Origin of the sequence: Micromonospora sp. DT178 (genome assembly GCF_049841695.1) — a bacterium.
Taxonomy (GTDB): domain Bacteria; phylum Actinomycetota; class Actinomycetes; order Mycobacteriales; family Micromonosporaceae; genus Micromonospora.
The window spans coordinates 1-15,856 of sequence record NZ_JBNCKV010000009.1; the positions used below are offsets into that span (position 1 = coordinate 1).

Here is a 15,856-nt window from a genome sequence, read left to right on the forward strand (position 1 = left end):
ACCGACCCGGAGTACTCGACGACGGCGTTCCTGAAGGGCCTCAAGCAGGTCGACGGCTGGCAGGACATGCCCCTGACCGAGGCCGCGCAGACGGTGCAGGTGTCGGCGTACCCCGACCACTACGCCCAGTGGGAGCAGCAGGCCGCCGACCTCGTCGCCGAGCACTGGAACAGCTGACAGCAAGACATGAACGCCGCTGGCCGGCACCCCCACCCGGGGTGCCGGCCAGCGGCGTCTGCGTCGGTCGGCCCCTGTCAGCGGGGAGCCGTGGCGTGGACCCGGACGACCACGGCGGTGGCGTTGTCGTCGCCGCCGGCCTCCAGGGTGCCGTCGAGCAGGTCCCGGACCGCCTCGTCCGGTCGCGGTGCCGCCAGGAGTTCGCGCATCAGGTGATAGTCGACCTGGTCGCTGACGCCGTCGGTGCAGAGCAGCCAGACGTCGCCGGGGCGCAGGGACACCGCGAGCAGGTCCGCCTCCGGCTCGTCCGGATGGCCGGCGTAGCGGGTGAGCTGGTAGCGGGCCCGACCGGCGGCGGGGGAGTCGACCGGGTACCAGCCGTGCAGCACGCCCAGCCAGGCCGCCGTGTGGTCGACGGTGACGAGTTCGAGCAGTCCGTCGCGCAGCCGGTAGGCGCGGGAGTCGCCGAGCTGGACGAGCCAGCCCTGCCCGCCGTCGGGCTCCACGAGCAGGGCGGTCAGGGTGCAGCCGGTCAGCTCCGCCAGTTGCGCGCCGGCGGCGCGTACGGCCGACTGGACGTGGCCCACGGCGGCGCGCAACTGGCGCGCGTCGATTGCGGGCCAGGCGGCTTCGACCCGCGCGACCAGGGTGGCCATGGCCGTCGTGCCGGCGCGGCGGCTGCCCTCGCCGGCGCCCATGCCGTCGACCACCGCGACGAACGGCAGTGCGGGGTCGACGTGCAGGACGTCGAAGTTCGCCGGGTAGCGGTTGCCGACCACGCTGCCGCCGGCGAACTCCAGCGTGACCTCGCCGAGCGGGAGACGGCGCACGTCACCGGGCACGGTGACCTCGGCGCGGCGGCCGACGGAGGAGGGGCACCGGCGGATCGTACTGTGGGTGCTCGGCGGAGGTGATCCGGTTGACCACGCGGCCGCTCAGTCGAGACAGAACTCGTTGCCCTCGACGTCCTGCATCACGAGGCACGACTCGTTGTGCTCGTCGGCGAGCAGCAGTCGCACGCGTACCGCGCCGAGCGCGACCAGTCGTGCGCATTCGGCCTCGAGCGCGGCCAGGCGCTCCTCGCCCACGAGCCCGGTGCCGACCCGTACGTCAAGATGCAGTCGATTCTTGACGACCTTGCCTTCGGGTACGCGCTGGAAGAACAGTCGCGGGCCCGCGCCTGTGGGATCGACGCAGGCGAACGCCGAACCCTGTCGCTCGGGCGGCAGCGCGCGGTCGAAGTCGTCCCAGCTCGCGAACCCCTCCGGTGGCGGCGGTACGACGTATCCCAACACCTCGCACCAGAAGCGGGCGACGCGCTCGGGTTCTGCGCAGTCGAAGGTGACCTGGACCTGCCTGACCGACGCCATCGGCCCACCATAGCGGCGTTCTTCAGTCGCGGGGTGTCAACATGGGTTGACAGGGTGGCGATGTCAACGTAAGTTGACGACATGAGTCAGGCAACGGAACTCGCGGCGGCAGCCGGCAGCACCGACCCCCGGGTCGGGCTGCGCGCCGTCCGCGCGCTGCGCCGGTTGCTCGAACGCCTCGAGGTGGTCCAGGTGGACAACGCCCGTCGACAGGGCTGGTCCTGGCAGGAGATCGCCGACGCGCTCGAGGTCAGCCGGCAGGCGGTCCACAAGAAGCACGCCGGTCGTCCGGCGGTCGGATCCTCCTGGGAGGCGTGATGTTCGAACGGTTCACCGACCGGGCCCGCACGGTCGTACGGCACGCCCGGGACGAGGCCCGGACCGAGGGCCAGCGGCCCGTCGGCACCGAGCACCTGCTGCTCGCCCTGCTTTCCGACGGCGACAGCCTCGCCGCCCGGGTGCTCGCCGAGGCCGGCCTGCGCGCCGACGACCTGCGGGCCCGCGTCCGCCGGCACACCGAGCGGGGAGCCACCGGCCTCGCCGACGCCGACGCCGCGGCCCTGCGTGAGATCGGCATCGACCTGGCGGCCATCGTGGCCCGGATCGAGGAGTCCTTCGGCCCGGACGCGCTGCGCGAGGCCGCGCCGGCGCCGCGCCGCCGCTGGGGTCGTCGGCGGTACGCGGGCGGCCCCTTCTCCCCCCAGGCCAAGAAGGTGCTGGAGCTGGCGCTGCGGGAGGCGTTGCGACTGCGCCACCGTCACATCGGCACGGAGCACATCCTGCTCGGCGTGCTCCGCGAGGGGCAAGGGCTGGGCGCCCTGGTGCTCACCGAGGCGGGAGCCGACCTCGACGACCTGCGCCGCCGCGTGGAGACCGCCCTCCGCACCCCCGCCTGACCCACCCACCCCACCCCCCGGCCCACCCCCGGACCCTTCCGTCGATCATGAGGTTGACGGCGATGTCGATCTCCAGGACCGCGGTCAACCTCATGATCGACGGGTCGCCGGCGGGGCGAGGTGGGGTTGGGTGGGCGGGGGACAGGGCGGGGGACAGCGCGCGGGACAGCGCGGGGCGGGGGCAAACGCGTTTTCGCTGCGCGTAAGGTCACCGTCCGCCGGGTCGCTGCCGTGCCGGATCTGCTGCACACTGGCGCCGTGGATCCTCGACAGGACAAGCGACGCGCGGCGCCCCACGGCGGTCTGCGCTCCGCCGTGGTGGTCAACCCGGTGAAGGTGACCGACCTCGACGAGCTGCGGCGGACGGTCCACGACGCCCTCGCCGCGGCCGGCTGGCCCGAGCCGATGTGGTTCGAGACCACGGTCGAGGACCCGGGCCGCGGCCAGACGCAGGAGGCGGTCGAGGCCGGCGTGGACGTCGTCTTCGCCTGCGGCGGCGACGGCACCGTGATGGCCTGCGTCAGCGGCCTGGTCGGCACCGACGTGGCGCTCGCCGTCCTGCCCCAGGGCACCGGCAACCTCCTCGCCGCCAACCTGGGCCTCTCGGGTGACCTGGCCGCCGGGCTGGAGGTCGCCGTCGAGCGGGGCCGCCGGCTGCTCGACGTCGGCGCGGTCGAGGACCGCTACTTCACCGTCATGGCCGGCATGGGCTTCGACGCCCAGATGCTCGCCGACACCTCCGAGACCACCAAGAAGCGGATCGGCTGGCCGGCGTACGTGGTGGGGGCCGCCCGGCACCTGCGCGACCGGCCGATGAAGGTCTCCATCCGCATCGACGACCAGCAGCCCATCCGCCGCCGGGCCCGCTCCGTCCTCGTCGCCAACGTGGGTCGCCTCCAAGGCGGCGTGCGGCTGCTCACCGACGCCGAACCGGACGACGGCTACCTCGACGTCGCGGTGCTCACCCCGCGTACGCTGCGGCACTGGCTCGCGCTCGGCTGGGCGGTCGTCCGCCGGCAGGACAGCGTGCCCCGGATGGAGGTCTTCCGGGCCCGACGGGTGGAGATCACCAGCAACCGGGCCCAGCCCCGGGAGCTCGACGGCGACCTCATCGAGCCGGGTCGCACCCTCAAGGCCGAGATCCGGCGGCGGGCGCTGTGGCTCTGCGTGCCGCAGCCGGCGCAGGATCCCGACCTGGCCGAGGACGCGCAGGCGGCCGCCGAGCGTGGTGAGCAGCTCATCGAGGACGCGCGCCGTGAGTAGCACCCGGATGGTGCCGGAGACCCGGCTGATGTCCGACGAGGAACTCAACGCCGACGACGCCTGGCACACACTGCGCCGGCAGGGCGGCTGGCACCTGCTGCGCGACGCGTTCATCCGGTTCCGCTACGGCGACGGGTTCAGCCACTCGCGCGCCTTCGCGCTGCAACTCTGCCTCGCCGTGGTGCCGTTCCTGATCGCGCTGACCGGCCTGATCAGCGAACTCGGCGTGGAGGAGGGCGGCCGGGTGGTCGCCGACACGGTGCTCGCGCTCACCCCCGGGGCGAGCGAACCGATGGTGGCCGAGCTGCTCGGCGAGGGCGACCGCACCGAACGCGCCGGCGAGCTGGCGCTCGGCCTGGGCATGCTCACCGGCCTGGTCGCGCTGACCACCACCATGGCCCAGATCGAGCGCGGCGCCAACCGGATCTACGGCGTGGAACGCGACCGGCCGGCGCTGTGGAAGTACGTCCGCGCCAGCGTCCTCGCCCTCACCGCCGGCGTGCCGGCGCTCACCGGGTTCCTGATCCTCGTCGGCGGCGGCCCGATGGGCGACTCGGTGCAGCGGCACTACGCCTGGGGCGAGTTCGCCAACGGCCTCTGGAACGTGGTGCGCTGGCCGCTCAGCCTGGGCCTGACCGTCCTCGCCGTCGCGGTGATCTTCCGGCACGCCCCCCGCCGCAAGCAGCCCGGCCTGTCCTGGCTCTTCTTCGGCGCCGGCATCGCCACCGCGTTGTGGTGGTTGGCCAGCCTGCTGCTCGCCGCGTACGTGCGGTTCAGCGGCGGGTTCGGCCAGACGTACGGGGCACTGACCGGGATGATGGCGCTGCTGCTCTGGGCCAACCTGACCGGCATGGCGCTCTTCGGCGGACTGTCCTTCGCCGCCCAGCTGGAGGCGCTGCGCATCGGGGTGCGCGAGCCCGCCCAACCCGACCTCTGGGAGCCCGAGACCCAGCGCCAGGAGATCCACGACACCGGCGAGATGAGCTCCCTGTAGCTCCGCATCGGACACCCCCCGGTGTACGCGGAGCGCCGATCGGGTAATGCGGCACGCCAGAAGCGAGAGGGAGGCTGCCGTGGGCGCGGTCAAAGAGGCGTTACGACGACCCTTGGGTCACTTCACCGAGCGGACCCTCGCCGGCCTGGCGATCGTGCTCGGTGCCGGGGTCGGTTTCGGGGTGCTCCTCGTCCTGGTCCGGACCCGGTGGTCCCCGCTCTACGACGTCGACCACGGCGTGGCCCAGTGGCTCAACGACCTGGTCGCCCCGCACGGGCCGCTGGTGACCGTGCTCAACGCGCTCACCGACCTGGGCGGGCGGGCGGTCATCGTCTGGCTGGTGTCGGTCGCCGTGGTCGGCCTGCTGATCCGCAAGCAGGGCCGGCTCGCGGTGTTCCTGATCGTCACCGGCGTCGGCGCCCTCGTCCTCGACCCGGCGCTGAAGACGCTGGTCGACCGGCTGCGCCCCGAGGTGGAGGTGCCCATCGGCACGTACGCCGGGGACAGCTTCCCCAGCGGGCACGCGCTGGGCTCGATGGTCGCGTACGGGGCGCTGCTGCTGGTCTTCCTGCCGGCCATGTCGCGCCGCTGGCGCAAGCCCGCGATCGCCCTGGTCGTCCTCGTCGTCTTCCTCATCGGCCTGACCCGGATCGCGCTGGGCGTGCACTTCGTCTCGGACGTGCTCGGGGCCTGGCTGCTCGGCGCCGCCTGGCTCGGCGTCACCGCGTACGCCTTCCGGCTCTGGCGGCTGGAGCGCGGCCGGCCGGTCCCGGCGCTCAGCGACGGGCTGGAGCCGGAGGCCGCGCACGACGTGGCGCCCGCCCCCGACGAGGCGCACCTGCTGCCGCACCCCCGGGCCGCCGTGTTCGAGCTGATCGTCGGCTGGGTGCTGATCCTCGGCGCGCTCTACGGCTTCGGCATGTTCGTCAGCTACCACGCCGGCGGCACCTTCTTCGCCACCCTGGACACGGACGTGCCGAGGTGGTTCGCCGAGCACCGCACCCCCGGCCGGGACGACTTCAGCTACTGGTGGAGCAAGGTCGGCGACACCCACGCCATCCTGCTCATCTCGCTGGTCTTCTGCCCGCTCGTGCTCGCGGTGTGGCGGCGCTGGCGGCCGGTGCTGTTCGTGGCGCTGACCATGTTCGGCGAGCTGACCCTCTTCCTCGCCTCCGCCGCCGCGGTCGACCGGCCGCGCCCGCCCGTCGGCAACCTCGACGGGCCGATGCCGACCTCCTCCTTCCCGTCCGGCCACATCGCCGCCACGCTCTGCGTCTGGGTGGCGATCGCGGTGATCGTCTTTCCGCGTACCGACCGGTGGTGGCGGTGGGTCTTCGTGGCGCTGGCGGTCGTGATGCCGGCCGGCGTGGCGATCAGCCGGATGTACCGGGGGATGCACCACCCCACCGACTTCATGGGCGCGATCATCCTTACCGCCCTCTGGATCGGGCTGCTCTACTGGGTGGTCCGCCCCAACGAGGACCTGCGCGAGGGCAACCGGCCGAGCATCGAGTCCGAGGACGTGCACACCCTCGACGACGAGCTGGCCAAGGCCGGTCGGGCGGACTGACGCCGCCGATGCTGCGGGCGATGACCTGGAACATCCGGACCGGCGGCCGGGACTCCGGCGGCGCCGACCGCCGGGACCTGCTGGCCCGGGTCGTCGCCGACGAGCGGCCGGACGTGCTGGCGTTGCAGGAGCTGCGGGGCTTCGACGCAGGCGACGTGCTCGCCGACTTCGCGGGCCGGGTGGGGATGCGTCCCCACCTGGCCCGTTCCTGCTTCGGCCAGCCGGTGGCGGTGCTGCTGCGCCCGCCGCTGCGCGCCCTCGCCGCGACCCGGGTACGCCGGCCGTTCCACCACGCCGCGCAGCGGGTCACCGTGGCGACCAGCGCCGGCCCGCTGACGGTGCTGAGCGTGCACCTCGACCCGTACCGGGGGCTGCGGCGGCGCGTCGAGGCGGGCTGGGCCGCCGCCGCGCTGCGCCGCGCGCCGGGGGAGCTGGGGCTGCTGGCCGGGGACCTGAACACCCTCGACCCGGTCGCCGACCACACCGAGCGCATCGCCCGGCTCCCGGCCGCGTACCGCCGCCGTCATCTGCGCCGGGACGGGCGGACGGTGGAGACCCGGGCGGTGGCCCGGCTGCTTGCCGCCGGCCTGGTCGATCTGTACGCGGCGGCGGGAGCATCCGACGGCGGGCTGACCGCGCCCACCCGGCACGGCGGCGGGGCGGAGTTCTCCGGGATGCGGCTGGACTACCTGCTCGGCACGGCGGCGCTCGCCGGCCGGGTGCGGGACTGCCGGGTGCTCCGGGGCGGCGGGACCGAGTACGCCTCCGACCACTACCCGGTCGTGGCGGACCTGGACCTCGACCCGGCCTGACGGCCTGACCGCCCGCCCTGTCGCCCCGGCAGCCTTGTCGGCTCTGGTCGCCTGCCGGCCCGGTCGCCTTGTCGGCTCCGGTCGCCTTGTCGGCCCGGTCGCCCGGTCGCCTCGCCGGCTGCGGTCCGCCCGGCCGGCTGCGGTCCGCCCGGCCGGCTGCGGTCCGCCCGGCCGGCTGCGGTCCGCCCGGCCGGCTCCGGTCCGCCCGGCCGGCTCCGGTCCGTGCGGCGGGCCGCGACGGTGGGGCGTTGCCGGTGCCGACTACCGTAAGCCGGTGATCAACCCGCCGAACCCGGAGCCGGGACGCACCGGGGCGCCACCCGCTCCGCTGCTGGTCGCCGTCGCCCGGGGGATCGCGCTGGTCGTGGTGGTGCCCCTGCGGCTGGTCTGGGAGCTGGTCGCCGCCGTCGGCCGTTGGCTGCACCGCTGGCTGCTCGCGCCGGTCGGCCGGTTCCTGGACCGCTGGCTGCTGCGCCCGCTGGGGTGGCTGCTGCGGATCCTGGTGTGGGCGCCGCTGGTGTGGCTCGGCCGCGGCCTGAGCTGGCTGTTCCGCACGCTGATCTGGGTGCCGACGGTGTGGCTCGCCCGTGGGCTGGCCTGGCTGGCCCGGACGGTGGTGTGGGTGCCGCTGGCCTGGCTGGCGTACCACCTGATCTGGGTGCCGCTGCGCTGGCTGGCCCGGCTCCTCGCGCCGCTCGGACGCCTGCTCGTGGTCGGGCTCGTGGCGGTCGGCCGGTGGCTGGCAAAGGCGGGCCGGGTTCTGCTGGGCGCGCTCGCGTGGGCCTGGTGGGCGGCCGGCCGGCTGCTCTGGTGGTGCTACGCGCTCACGCTGCGGCCGTTCGTGCTCGGGGCGGGCTGGCTGTGGCGGCACGCCGTCCGCCCGGTGGGGCGGGCGGTGGCCGCCGCGTGGCGGGCGACGGTGTCGCCGGCCGTCCGTTGGGTGCGCCGCGCCGTCGTGGACCCGGTTCGCCAGGCGACCCGTGAAGCGCTGACCGCCCTCGGCCTGCGCGGCTGACCCGCGCGCCGCCGGGGGTTGAGCGGCGCCCGAGCGAGATCTTGGCGCGGAACGGCCCCTCCAGGGGCACTCCCGTGCCAAGATCCCCGGAGCCGGAGCCGGAGCCGGAGCCGGAGCCGGAGCCGGAGCCGGAGCCGGAGCCGGAGCCGGAGCCGGAGCCGGAGCGCTACAGGAGCAGGTTGAGCAGGACGGTCAGGACTACCGACGCGACGATCGAGAAGAGGATCATCAGCAGGCAGCCCAGGCCGCCGCCGGCCGGCCGGATCTCCGTGTTGCCGATACGCATGTCGTCACCTGTTCGTCAGCGAGGGGGCGAGAAGGGCGCGTACCGCGCCGGCGACCTGCGCCGGGGCGGTGGTCACGACGTTGTGCGCGGCACCCGGCACGGTGACCGTACGGGCGTGCGGCACCAGCCGGCTCACCTGCGCGCGCCAGGACGGCGGCACGACGGGGTCCCGGGAGCCGGCCACCACCAGGGTGGGCGCGGCGATGCGGACCAGGTCCGCCTCGATGCCGTTGCGCACCGAGTGCGACAGCGTCGCGTGCACCCGCCAGGGGCGGGCGTCGAGGACGTCCCGGAGCAGGATCGGCGCCTGCAACGGCGCCTCCCGCAGGGTGTCCACCAGCCAGCGCCCGAACTGTCCCCGCCGGGATCGGGCGGCGGGATCGCTGGTCGGGCCGGCGAGCACCACCGCTGCGACCGCGTCGGGGTGCCGGGCGGCCAGCGCCGCGACGACCTCCGCGCCGAACGAGTGCCCGAGCAGGCAGACGGGCGGCATCCGGTACGCGGCCAGCCAGGCGGCCAGGTGCGCGGCGTGCTCGCGGACGTCGTACGCGCGGCCGGGGCGCTCGGTCAGCCCGAAGCCGGGCAGGTCGGGCGCGTACACCGGATGGGTGTCGGCCAGCGCGAGGGCGAGCGGGGTCAGGTAGCGGTGGGACACCGCCAGCCCGTGCACCAGCACTACAGGAGTGGCGGCGGTGCCGGGGTCGCCGGCGCGGCGGGTGTGCGTACGGAGCCCGTCGACCAGCCGCCACTCGCTGGTCAGCCCGGCGGCCGGCTTCGGGGCGGCCAGCGCGAGGCGCAGCTCCGCCGGACCGAACCGGCCCGGCGGGCTCACCCGGGGCCGCCGGCCCGGTGTCGCCCTCACAGCTCGCGCAGCCTCGGCAGGAGCTGCTCCTGCGCCCAGTCCAGGAACATCGGCTGTGTCTCGCCGCCCACCTGCACGATCGCCACGTGGGTGAAGCCGGCCTCGACGAACTTGCGGAACGCCTCGACGTGCCGCTCCACGTCGGGCCCGCAGGAGATCCCCTCGGCCACGTCCTCCTCGCGGACGAACTGGGTGGCGGCGGCGAACGACTCCGGCCCGGGCAGGTCGGCGTTGACCTTCCAGCCCATCCCGAACCAGCGGAACTGGTCGTGCACGATCTTGCGGCACTCCGCCTCGTCCGGGCCGTAGCAGATGGCCACCTGCCCGTAGCGGGGCTGCCCGGCGCCGCCGGCCTCGTCGTACATCCCGATGATGTGCGGGTCCGGTTCGGTCGCGACGAGGCCGTTGCCGTACTCGGCGGCGAGGGTGACCGACTGGCGGCCGGAGGCGGCGACGGCCATCGGCACCGGGCGGGCCGGCCGGTCCCACACGTAGGCGTCGGGCACGTCGTAGTGGTTGCCCGAGAAGGTCAGCGTCTCCCCGTTGAGCAGGGGTCGGATGATCTGGAGGGCTTCCTCGAACATCTCGTGCCGCTGCTGCACGTGCGGCCAGCCGCCGACCACGTGCTCGTTGAGGTTCTCGCCCGCGCCTAGGCCGAGGGTGAACCGGCCGTCCGAGAGCACCCCGATCGTGCTGGCCTTCTGCGCCACGACCGCCGGGTGGTAGCGGCGGATCGGGCAGGTGACGAAGGACATCAGCTCCGCCCGGCTGGTGGCGTGCGCGACCGCGCCGAGCACCGACCAGGCGTACGGGGAGTGGCCCTGGGAGTCGAGCCAGGGGTAGTAGTGGTCGGAGATGACGAGCTGGTCGAAGCCGGCCGCCTCCGCCCGCACCGCGTAGTCGACCAGTTGCTTCGGACCGGCCTGCTCGCACATCAGGGTGTAGCCGACGTTGACCATGGGTGTCTCCTTCCGACCCGGGCGGATCATCCCCGGATACCCCTGCCAGGTCGGGTCAACCCTCGCGTCCGGTGTCGGCAGCCGGCCGCTTAACCGGTTCATTGCGTGACCGGCCCGACCCGCCTACGCTGATCCCTGCGCCGCCGGGAGCCGGGCGGCGGCTGTCGGGCTGCAGCCGCCATCCCCTGTGACGTCCCACCCCCACCTGGGCAGCGGGGGTCCTCCCTCTGAGGAAGGCCATGAAGAAGAGACTCACCGCCGCCGGTGCGGCCCTGCTCGCGTTGCTGGTCGCCGTGCTGGCGTTCGGCCAGCCCGCGCGGGCCGCGACCGGCTTCTCCGTCGCCGACGGCAAGCTCTACGACGCCAACGGCAACGAGTTCGTCATGCGTGGCGTGAACCACGCGCACACCTGGTACCAGCAGCAGACCAGCTCCTTCGCCAACATCAAGGCGCTCGGGGCGAACACGGTGCGGGTGGTGCTGGCCAGCGGCCAGCGGTGGGCGAAGAACGACACCGCCGACGTCGCCAACGTCATCTCGCTGTGCAAGGCCAACCGGCTGATCTGCGTGCTGGAGGTGCACGACACCACCGGCTACGGCGAGCAGAGCGGGGCGGCCACCCTGGACCAGGCGGTCGACTACTGGCTCAGCGTCTCCGGCGCCCTCGCCGGCCAGGAGAAGTACGTCATCGTCAACATCGGCAACGAGCCGTACGGCAACCAGGGCTACGGCACCTGGGCGACCGACACCGCCAACGCGGTCAAGCGGCTGCGCACGGGCGGCTTGACGCACACCATCATGGTCGACGCCCCGAACTGGGGTCAGGACTGGTCGTTCACCATGCGCGACAACGCCGCGTCGGTCTTCGCGGCCGACCCGCAGAAGAACACGGTCTTCTCCATCCACATGTATGGCGTCTTCGACACCGCCGCCGAGATCAGCGACTACCTCGGCCGGTTCCGCGCCGCCAAGCTGCCGATCGTGGTCGGCGAGTTCGGCTTCGACCACTCCGACGGCAACCCCGACGAGGACACCATCCTCTCCTACAGCCAGGCCAACGGGATCGGCTACCTGGGCTGGTCCTGGAGCGGCAACGGCGGTGGCGTCGAGTACCTCGACATGGTCACCAACTTCAACCCCGCCGCGCTGACCACGTGGGGCCAGCGCCTCTTCAACGGGGCGAACGGGATCAAGGCCACCGCGAAGGAGGCGACGGTCTTCGGCAGCACCCCGCCGCCGACCACCCCGCCGCCGACGACGCCCCCGCCCACCACCCCGCCGCCCACGACGCCCCCGCCGCCGTCCACCCCGCCGCCGGGGGGCTGCACCGCGACGTACACGGTGACCAACCAGTGGCAGGGCGGCTTCCAGGGCGAGGTGAAGGTGACCGCCGGCGCGGCGGCGATCACCGGCTGGACGGCGAAGTGGACGTTCGCCAACGGCCAGACCGTCAGCCAGTCCTGGAGCACCGTCCTGAGCAGCAGCGGGGCGACCGTCACGGCCCGCAACGCCGACTGGAACGGCCGGCTGGGCGCCGGTGCCAGCACCAGCTTCGGCTTCATCGCCAGCTTCAACGGCACCAACGCCACGCCCGCGGTGACCTGCACCGCGAGCTGAGGTAGCTCGTACCACCGGTGGCCGGGCCCGCACGGGCCCGGCCATCGCCGTCGTGCCGCCAGTCGACGGGAGGTGGCGGTGCCGGAACGGCCGCTCGCGGGACCGCCGGGCCGGCTCCGGGGGCGGGCCGCCCACGTGCGCCGCCCGGAGGGGCGCCGACCGTAGGAGCGGCACGGAGACAGCGCAAGACATCGACGATGTGGGATATGCCACCGTCGACCGGGCGGCGGTCGACGGTGCGGGTGCCTACGGTGACCCTGCGATCGCCGGTCTGGTGGTCGCGAGTCCGCAAGGGACACGGGGGTCCTTGTCGTGCACGATCGTTCGCGATCGTGCCCAGCCGCGCGGCTGGGCACGAGTCCTCATGGCACCACGCCCGGCCCTACGCGCCGGGTGTCCGTGAGAGCGCCGTACGCCACGCCGTAGTCGAGTTCCGACGCCTGTCGTCGCGTCGTACACGGCCCCTGCCAGTTGATCCAGAAAGGATCGTCTGTGCCATCGTCGTACCCTCGGCGAGCAGCCCGAACCGCCGGCCTGCTCGCCGCCACCCTGCTGGCCGGGTTCATCGGCGTTCCGCCGGCCCAGGCCGTCACCGGAGGCGCCGCCGTCAGCGACGGCTCCTTCGCCTTCGCCGCGAAGATCGAGGTGGGACCCGGCTCGCGTGCCTGTAGCGGCGCGCTGGTCGACCCGTGGTGGGTGCTGACCGCCAAGAGTTGCTTCAGCGTCGACGGGCAGCCGGTCGTCGCCGGGAAGCCCGCGCAACCGGCCACCGTGACGGTCGGACGACCCGATCTCACCACGTCGACCGGCGCGGTCGTTCCGGTCTTCCGCATCGTTCCGCACCCGGACCGCGACGTGGTGCTCGTCCGGCTCTCCGCGCGGGTCGACGTGGCCCCGGTGCCGCTGGGCGCCGCCCCCGCCGTGGGCGAGCAACTGACCGTCGCCGGCTTCGGTCGTACGGCCACCACCTGGGTGCCGGACCAGCTGCACACCGGCACCTTCGCCGTGCAGGGCGTGAACGCCGGCACGCTGGAGATCCTGGGCAGCGGGCAGGCCGCCATCTGCAGGGGTGACCTGGGCGGGCCGACTGTCCGGCTGGTCGGCGGCAAGCCGCAGCTCGTGGCCCTGCACCACACGTCGTGGCAGGGCGGGTGCCTGGCCGAAACCGCGACGCGCCGCGACGCGGTGGAGACCCGCGTGGACGACCTCGGCGCCTGGCTGGCCGCGAACATGCCGCAGGGCCCGGCGGTCGACCGGTACGAGGACATCAACTTCCTCTACGTGTACGCCGACGGCGACGTCGCGCCGCAGACCTTCCCCGCCACCGCCACGGGCGGCTTCGACGCCCCCCTCGGCGAGTGGAAGGGCGGCGCCAAGGCGTACGGCACGGACCGGGTCAAGGTGCTCAACGACGACTTCGACGGCGACGGCATCAAGGACGTCGCCGTGATGTCGACCCGCACCGACGGCAGCTTCGCCCTCGACACGTTCGTCACCCGCCCGGACGGCAAGCACGGCGCGCCGATCAGGTCCTGGACGTACGGCAGCAACTTCGGCCACCTGGCCAGCATGAAGATGACCTCCGGCGACTTCAACGGCGACGGCCGGGCCGACCTGACCGCCTTCTACGGGTACGGCAACGGCGACGAGGCCTGGATCAACTGGCTCGCCCGCCCGGACGGCGGATTCGACGCGCCGATCGAGGCGTGGCGAGCCGCCAACTTCGGCCACTGGTCGAGCACCTCGGTCTTCGCCGGCGACGTCAACGGCGACGGCCGGCACGACGCCAGCCTCTTCTACGCGTACGGCAACGGGGCCATGGCCGTGATCACCTGGCCGGGCCAGGCCGACGGCAAGTTCGGCACCGGGTACACCTCCTGGTCCACCCCGGCGGACAAGCCGTTCGGGGCGCTCGCCTCGATGAAGCTCGCCGAGGGCGACTTCAACGGCGACGGCCGCGACGACGTCGCCGTGCTCCTCGCCGACAACGGCCTGCGCCTGTTCACCTGGACCGCCAAGGCGGACGGGAACTTCAACGCCCCGCTGGCCTCCTGGACGTCGACCATCTTCGGCCAGTTCGCCAGGAGCAAGCTGGTCTCCGGCGACTACGACGGCAACGGGCGGGACGACCTCGCCATCCTCTACCAGTACACGGACGACGGCATCGGCCTGCACACCTTCACGGCGAAGCCCGACGGCGGCTTCAACGTGCCCTTCGGGTCGTGGCGCGTGGACCGTGCCGTCTACGGCTGGTGGCCGAGCATGAAGATGGACGGCGAGTGACCCGGACCGCCTGAGGCGGCCCCCTGCGCCCACGGCGCGGGGGGCCACGTTCACTCCCCGGTCGCCCGGGTCGCCAGCCGGGCGGCGCGCATCGTCAGGTACCGCTGCTCGGGCAGGCTCGTGGTCAGGGCGGCGGCGGCCCGGTACGCGGCCACCGCCCGTTCCCGCTCACCGGCCATCTCGTGCAGGTGGGCGCGGGCGGCGGGCAGCCGGTGGTGCCCGGCGAGCCGGGGGTCGGCGTCGAGGGCGTCCAGTGCCGCCAGGCCGGCGGCCGGGCCGTGCACCATGGCGGTCGCCACGGCGCGGTTGAGGGAGACGACGGGGTTGCCGGAGGCGCGTTCCAGCACCTCGTACAGGGCGAGGATCTGCGGCCAGTCGGTCTCGGCGGTGCTGGGCGCCTCGTCGTGCAGCGCGGCGATGGCCGCCTGGAGCTGGTAGGGCCCGACCGGCCCGCGCGGCAGCGCCCAGGTGACCAGGGCGACCCCCTCGGCGATCGCCGCGGCGTCCCACCGCCCGCGGTCCTGGTCGGCCAGGGAGATCAGCTCACCCGAGGGCCCGGTGCGCGCGGCGGCGCGGGCGTCGGTGAGCAGCATCAGGGCGAGCAGCCCGGCGACCTCGGCGTCGTCGGGCAGGAGCGCGCGCAGGGCCCGGGTCAGCCGGATCGCCTCCTCCGACAGGTCCACCCGGCGCAGGTCGGCGCCCAGGCTGGCGGTGTGCCCCTCCGTGAAGATCAGGTAGAGCACGTGCCGCACGGCGGCCAGCCGGGCCTCCCGGTCGGTGGGCTCCGGCATCCGGAACGGGATGCCCGAGGCGCGGATGCGCTGCTTGGCGCGGCTGATCCGCTGGGCCATGGTGGCCTCGGGCACGAGGAAGGCGCGGGCGATCTCGGCCGTGCCGAGGCCGCCGACGGCGCGCAGCGTCAGCGCGATCGCCGACGCCGGCGTGAGCGTCGGGTGGCAGCAGAGGAAGAGCAGCGTCAGGGTGTCGTCCCGGTCGGCGGTCAGCTCCTCGTCCGGCGGCGGCGCGGCGCGCCGGTCGTCCGGCTCGCGGCGGGCGACGAGGTCCTCACGCCGCCGCCGGGCCGTCTCGCCGCGGACCAGTTCGACCATCCGCCGGTACGCGACCTGGATCAGCCAGCCGCGCGGGTTGTCGGGCGTCCCCTCGACCGGCCACTGGGTGGCCGCCGCCAGCAGCGCCTCCTGCACGGCGTCCTCGGCGGTGGCGAAGTCGCCGAATCGGCGGGTGAGCACGCCGAGGACCTGCGGCGCCAGCTCGCGCAGCAGGTCCTCGACGGGTGGGTCGGCGGCGGCCAGTCGTCACATCTCCTGCGGCGGCGCCGACATCACGGGGCGCACCTCGATCGGCATGTTCAGCGGCCGGCCGCCCGGGCCGGGCGCGGTGGAGATGTGCGCGGCGAGCGCGACGGCCCGCTCGGGGCTGTCGCAGTCCACGATCCAGAAGCCGGCGAGGAACTCCTTGGTCTCGGCGAACGGCCCCTCGGTGACCACGGGGGCACCGCCGGCGCCTGCCCGGACGATCTTCGCCTGGGCCGGGGCGGCGAGCCCCTCGCCGCCGACCAGCTCACCGTCGGCGATCAGCTTCTCGTTGACCTCACCCATGAACGCGACGTGCGCCCGGATCTCCTCGGGCGCCCACGTCTCGATCGGGGGGAAGTCCGTGCCGGCGGCGCTGAACTGCATGAGCAACATGTACTTCACGTCTGGCTCCTCACGACTGCGCACCATCATCGGTG

At 73.8% G+C, this 15,856-nt stretch carries 15 protein-coding genes; 9 read left to right on the forward strand and 6 right to left on the reverse strand.

Going from position 1 to position 15,856, the window contains the following annotated elements; genetic code table 11:
* Window positions 1–254: 254 nt before the first annotated feature.
* Complete coding sequence (locus ACLQ22_RS17940; protein ID WP_425693320.1) at window positions 255–1,007, reverse strand: PP2C family protein-serine/threonine phosphatase; 753 nt, start codon at window positions 1,005–1,007, stop codon at window positions 255–257.
* 105 nt (window positions 1,008–1,112) lie between these two features.
* Complete coding sequence (locus tag ACLQ22_RS17945; RefSeq protein WP_425693321.1) at window positions 1,113–1,547, reverse strand: VOC family protein; 435 nt, start codon at window positions 1,545–1,547, stop codon at window positions 1,113–1,115.
* Window positions 1,548–1,628: 81 nt separating this feature from the next.
* Here ACLQ22_RS17945 and ACLQ22_RS17950 point away from each other — a divergent pair, with 81 nt between their 5' ends.
* The 7 genes from ACLQ22_RS17950 to ACLQ22_RS17980 all read left to right on the forward strand — a co-directional run bounded on the left by ACLQ22_RS17950 (window position 1,629) and on the right by ACLQ22_RS17980 (window position 8,097).
* Window positions 1,629–1,865, forward strand: a complete 237-nt coding sequence (locus ACLQ22_RS17950; RefSeq protein ID WP_111218248.1) for an HTH domain-containing protein — start codon at window positions 1,629–1,631, stop codon at window positions 1,863–1,865.
* Window positions 1,865–2,443, forward strand: a complete 579-nt coding sequence (locus ACLQ22_RS17955; protein WP_425693322.1) for a Clp protease N-terminal domain-containing protein — start codon at window positions 1,865–1,867, stop codon at window positions 2,441–2,443. Before ACLQ22_RS17950 ends, ACLQ22_RS17955 begins: the two co-directional genes overlap by 1 nt.
* Window positions 2,444–2,701: 258 nt before the next feature.
* Window positions 2,702–3,706 carry a diacylglycerol/lipid kinase family protein gene (locus ACLQ22_RS17960; RefSeq protein ID WP_425693323.1) on the forward strand — a complete coding sequence of 335 codons (1,005 nt, stop codon included), beginning with the start codon at window positions 2,702–2,704 and terminating at the stop codon, window positions 3,704–3,706.
* Complete coding sequence (locus tag ACLQ22_RS17965) at window positions 3,699–4,700, forward strand: YihY/virulence factor BrkB family protein (RefSeq protein WP_425693324.1); 1,002 nt, start codon at window positions 3,699–3,701, stop codon at window positions 4,698–4,700. The genes ACLQ22_RS17960 and ACLQ22_RS17965 overlap by 8 nt, the downstream gene beginning before the upstream one ends.
* 79 nt (window positions 4,701–4,779) lie before the next feature.
* Entirely contained in the window at window positions 4,780–6,270 is a 1,491-nt protein-coding gene (locus ACLQ22_RS17970; RefSeq protein ID WP_425693325.1) for a phosphatase PAP2 family protein, read from the forward strand.
* Window positions 6,271–6,278: 8 nt separating this feature from the next.
* Window positions 6,279–7,082 (forward strand): endonuclease/exonuclease/phosphatase family protein, encoded by an 804-nt coding sequence (locus tag ACLQ22_RS17975; protein ID WP_425693326.1) that lies wholly within the window; start codon window positions 6,279–6,281, stop codon window positions 7,080–7,082.
* Window positions 7,083–7,356: 274 nt separating this feature from the next.
* Entirely contained in the window at window positions 7,357–8,097 is a 741-nt protein-coding gene (locus ACLQ22_RS17980; RefSeq protein ID WP_425693327.1) for a hypothetical protein, read from the forward strand.
* A gap of 290 nt (window positions 8,098–8,387) precedes the next feature.
* Here ACLQ22_RS17980 and ACLQ22_RS17985 read toward each other — a convergent pair whose 3' ends face one another.
* Both ACLQ22_RS17985 and ACLQ22_RS17990 read right to left on the reverse strand, forming a co-directional pair.
* Window positions 8,388–9,245 (reverse strand): alpha/beta fold hydrolase, encoded by an 858-nt coding sequence (locus ACLQ22_RS17985; protein WP_425693328.1) that lies wholly within the window; start codon window positions 9,243–9,245, stop codon window positions 8,388–8,390.
* Window positions 9,242–10,204: a TIGR03557 family F420-dependent LLM class oxidoreductase gene (locus ACLQ22_RS17990; protein WP_425693329.1), complete on the reverse strand. Its 963-nt coding sequence runs from the start codon at window positions 10,202–10,204 to the stop codon at window positions 9,242–9,244. The genes ACLQ22_RS17985 and ACLQ22_RS17990 overlap by 4 nt, the downstream gene beginning before the upstream one ends.
* Window positions 10,205–10,443: 239 nt before the next feature.
* On the opposite strand from ACLQ22_RS17990, the gene ACLQ22_RS17995 reads away from it, so the two are divergent.
* Both ACLQ22_RS17995 and ACLQ22_RS18000 read left to right on the forward strand, forming a co-directional pair.
* Entirely contained in the window at window positions 10,444–11,820 is a 1,377-nt protein-coding gene (locus tag ACLQ22_RS17995) for a cellulase family glycosylhydrolase (protein WP_425693330.1), read from the forward strand.
* Between the two features lie 492 nt (window positions 11,821–12,312).
* A complete protein-coding gene (locus tag ACLQ22_RS18000) occupies window positions 12,313–14,103 on the forward strand; it encodes a trypsin-like serine protease (protein WP_425693331.1) in 1,791 nt (596 codons plus the stop codon).
* 50 nt (window positions 14,104–14,153) lie between these two features.
* On the opposite strand, the gene ACLQ22_RS18005 is transcribed toward ACLQ22_RS18000, so the two are convergent.
* On the reverse strand, window positions 14,154–15,416 hold the full coding sequence (locus tag ACLQ22_RS18005) for an RNA polymerase sigma factor (RefSeq protein ID WP_425693553.1): 1,263 nt from the start codon (window positions 15,414–15,416) through the stop codon (window positions 14,154–14,156).
* Window positions 15,417–15,419: 3 nt separating this feature from the next.
* On the reverse strand, window positions 15,420–15,812 hold the full coding sequence (locus ACLQ22_RS18010) for a YciI family protein (protein WP_425693554.1): 393 nt from the start codon (window positions 15,810–15,812) through the stop codon (window positions 15,420–15,422).
* Window positions 15,813–15,856: the final 44 nt, after the last annotated feature.

Excerpts from the sequence above, each read along its gene's own strand:
- ACLQ22_RS17975 (WP_425693326.1), top strand. The coding sequence starts at position 6,279 with ATGCTGCGGGCGATGACCTGGAACATCCGGACCGGCGGCCGGGACTCC.
- ACLQ22_RS18010 (WP_425693554.1), bottom strand. The coding sequence starts at position 15,812 with ATGTTGCTCATGCAGTTCAGCGCCGCCGGCACGGACTTCCCCCCGATC.
- ACLQ22_RS17950 (WP_111218248.1), top strand. The coding sequence starts at position 1,629 with ATGAGTCAGGCAACGGAACTCGCGGCGGCAGCCGGCAGCACCGACCCC.
- ACLQ22_RS17990 (WP_425693329.1), bottom strand. The coding sequence starts at position 10,204 with ATGGTCAACGTCGGCTACACCCTGATGTGCGAGCAGGCCGGTCCGAAG.
- ACLQ22_RS17995 (WP_425693330.1), top strand. The coding sequence starts at position 10,444 with ATGAAGAAGAGACTCACCGCCGCCGGTGCGGCCCTGCTCGCGTTGCTG.
- ACLQ22_RS17955 (WP_425693322.1), top strand. The coding sequence starts at position 1,865 with ATGTTCGAACGGTTCACCGACCGGGCCCGCACGGTCGTACGGCACGCC.
- ACLQ22_RS17945 (WP_425693321.1), bottom strand. The coding sequence starts at position 1,547 with ATGGCGTCGGTCAGGCAGGTCCAGGTCACCTTCGACTGCGCAGAACCC.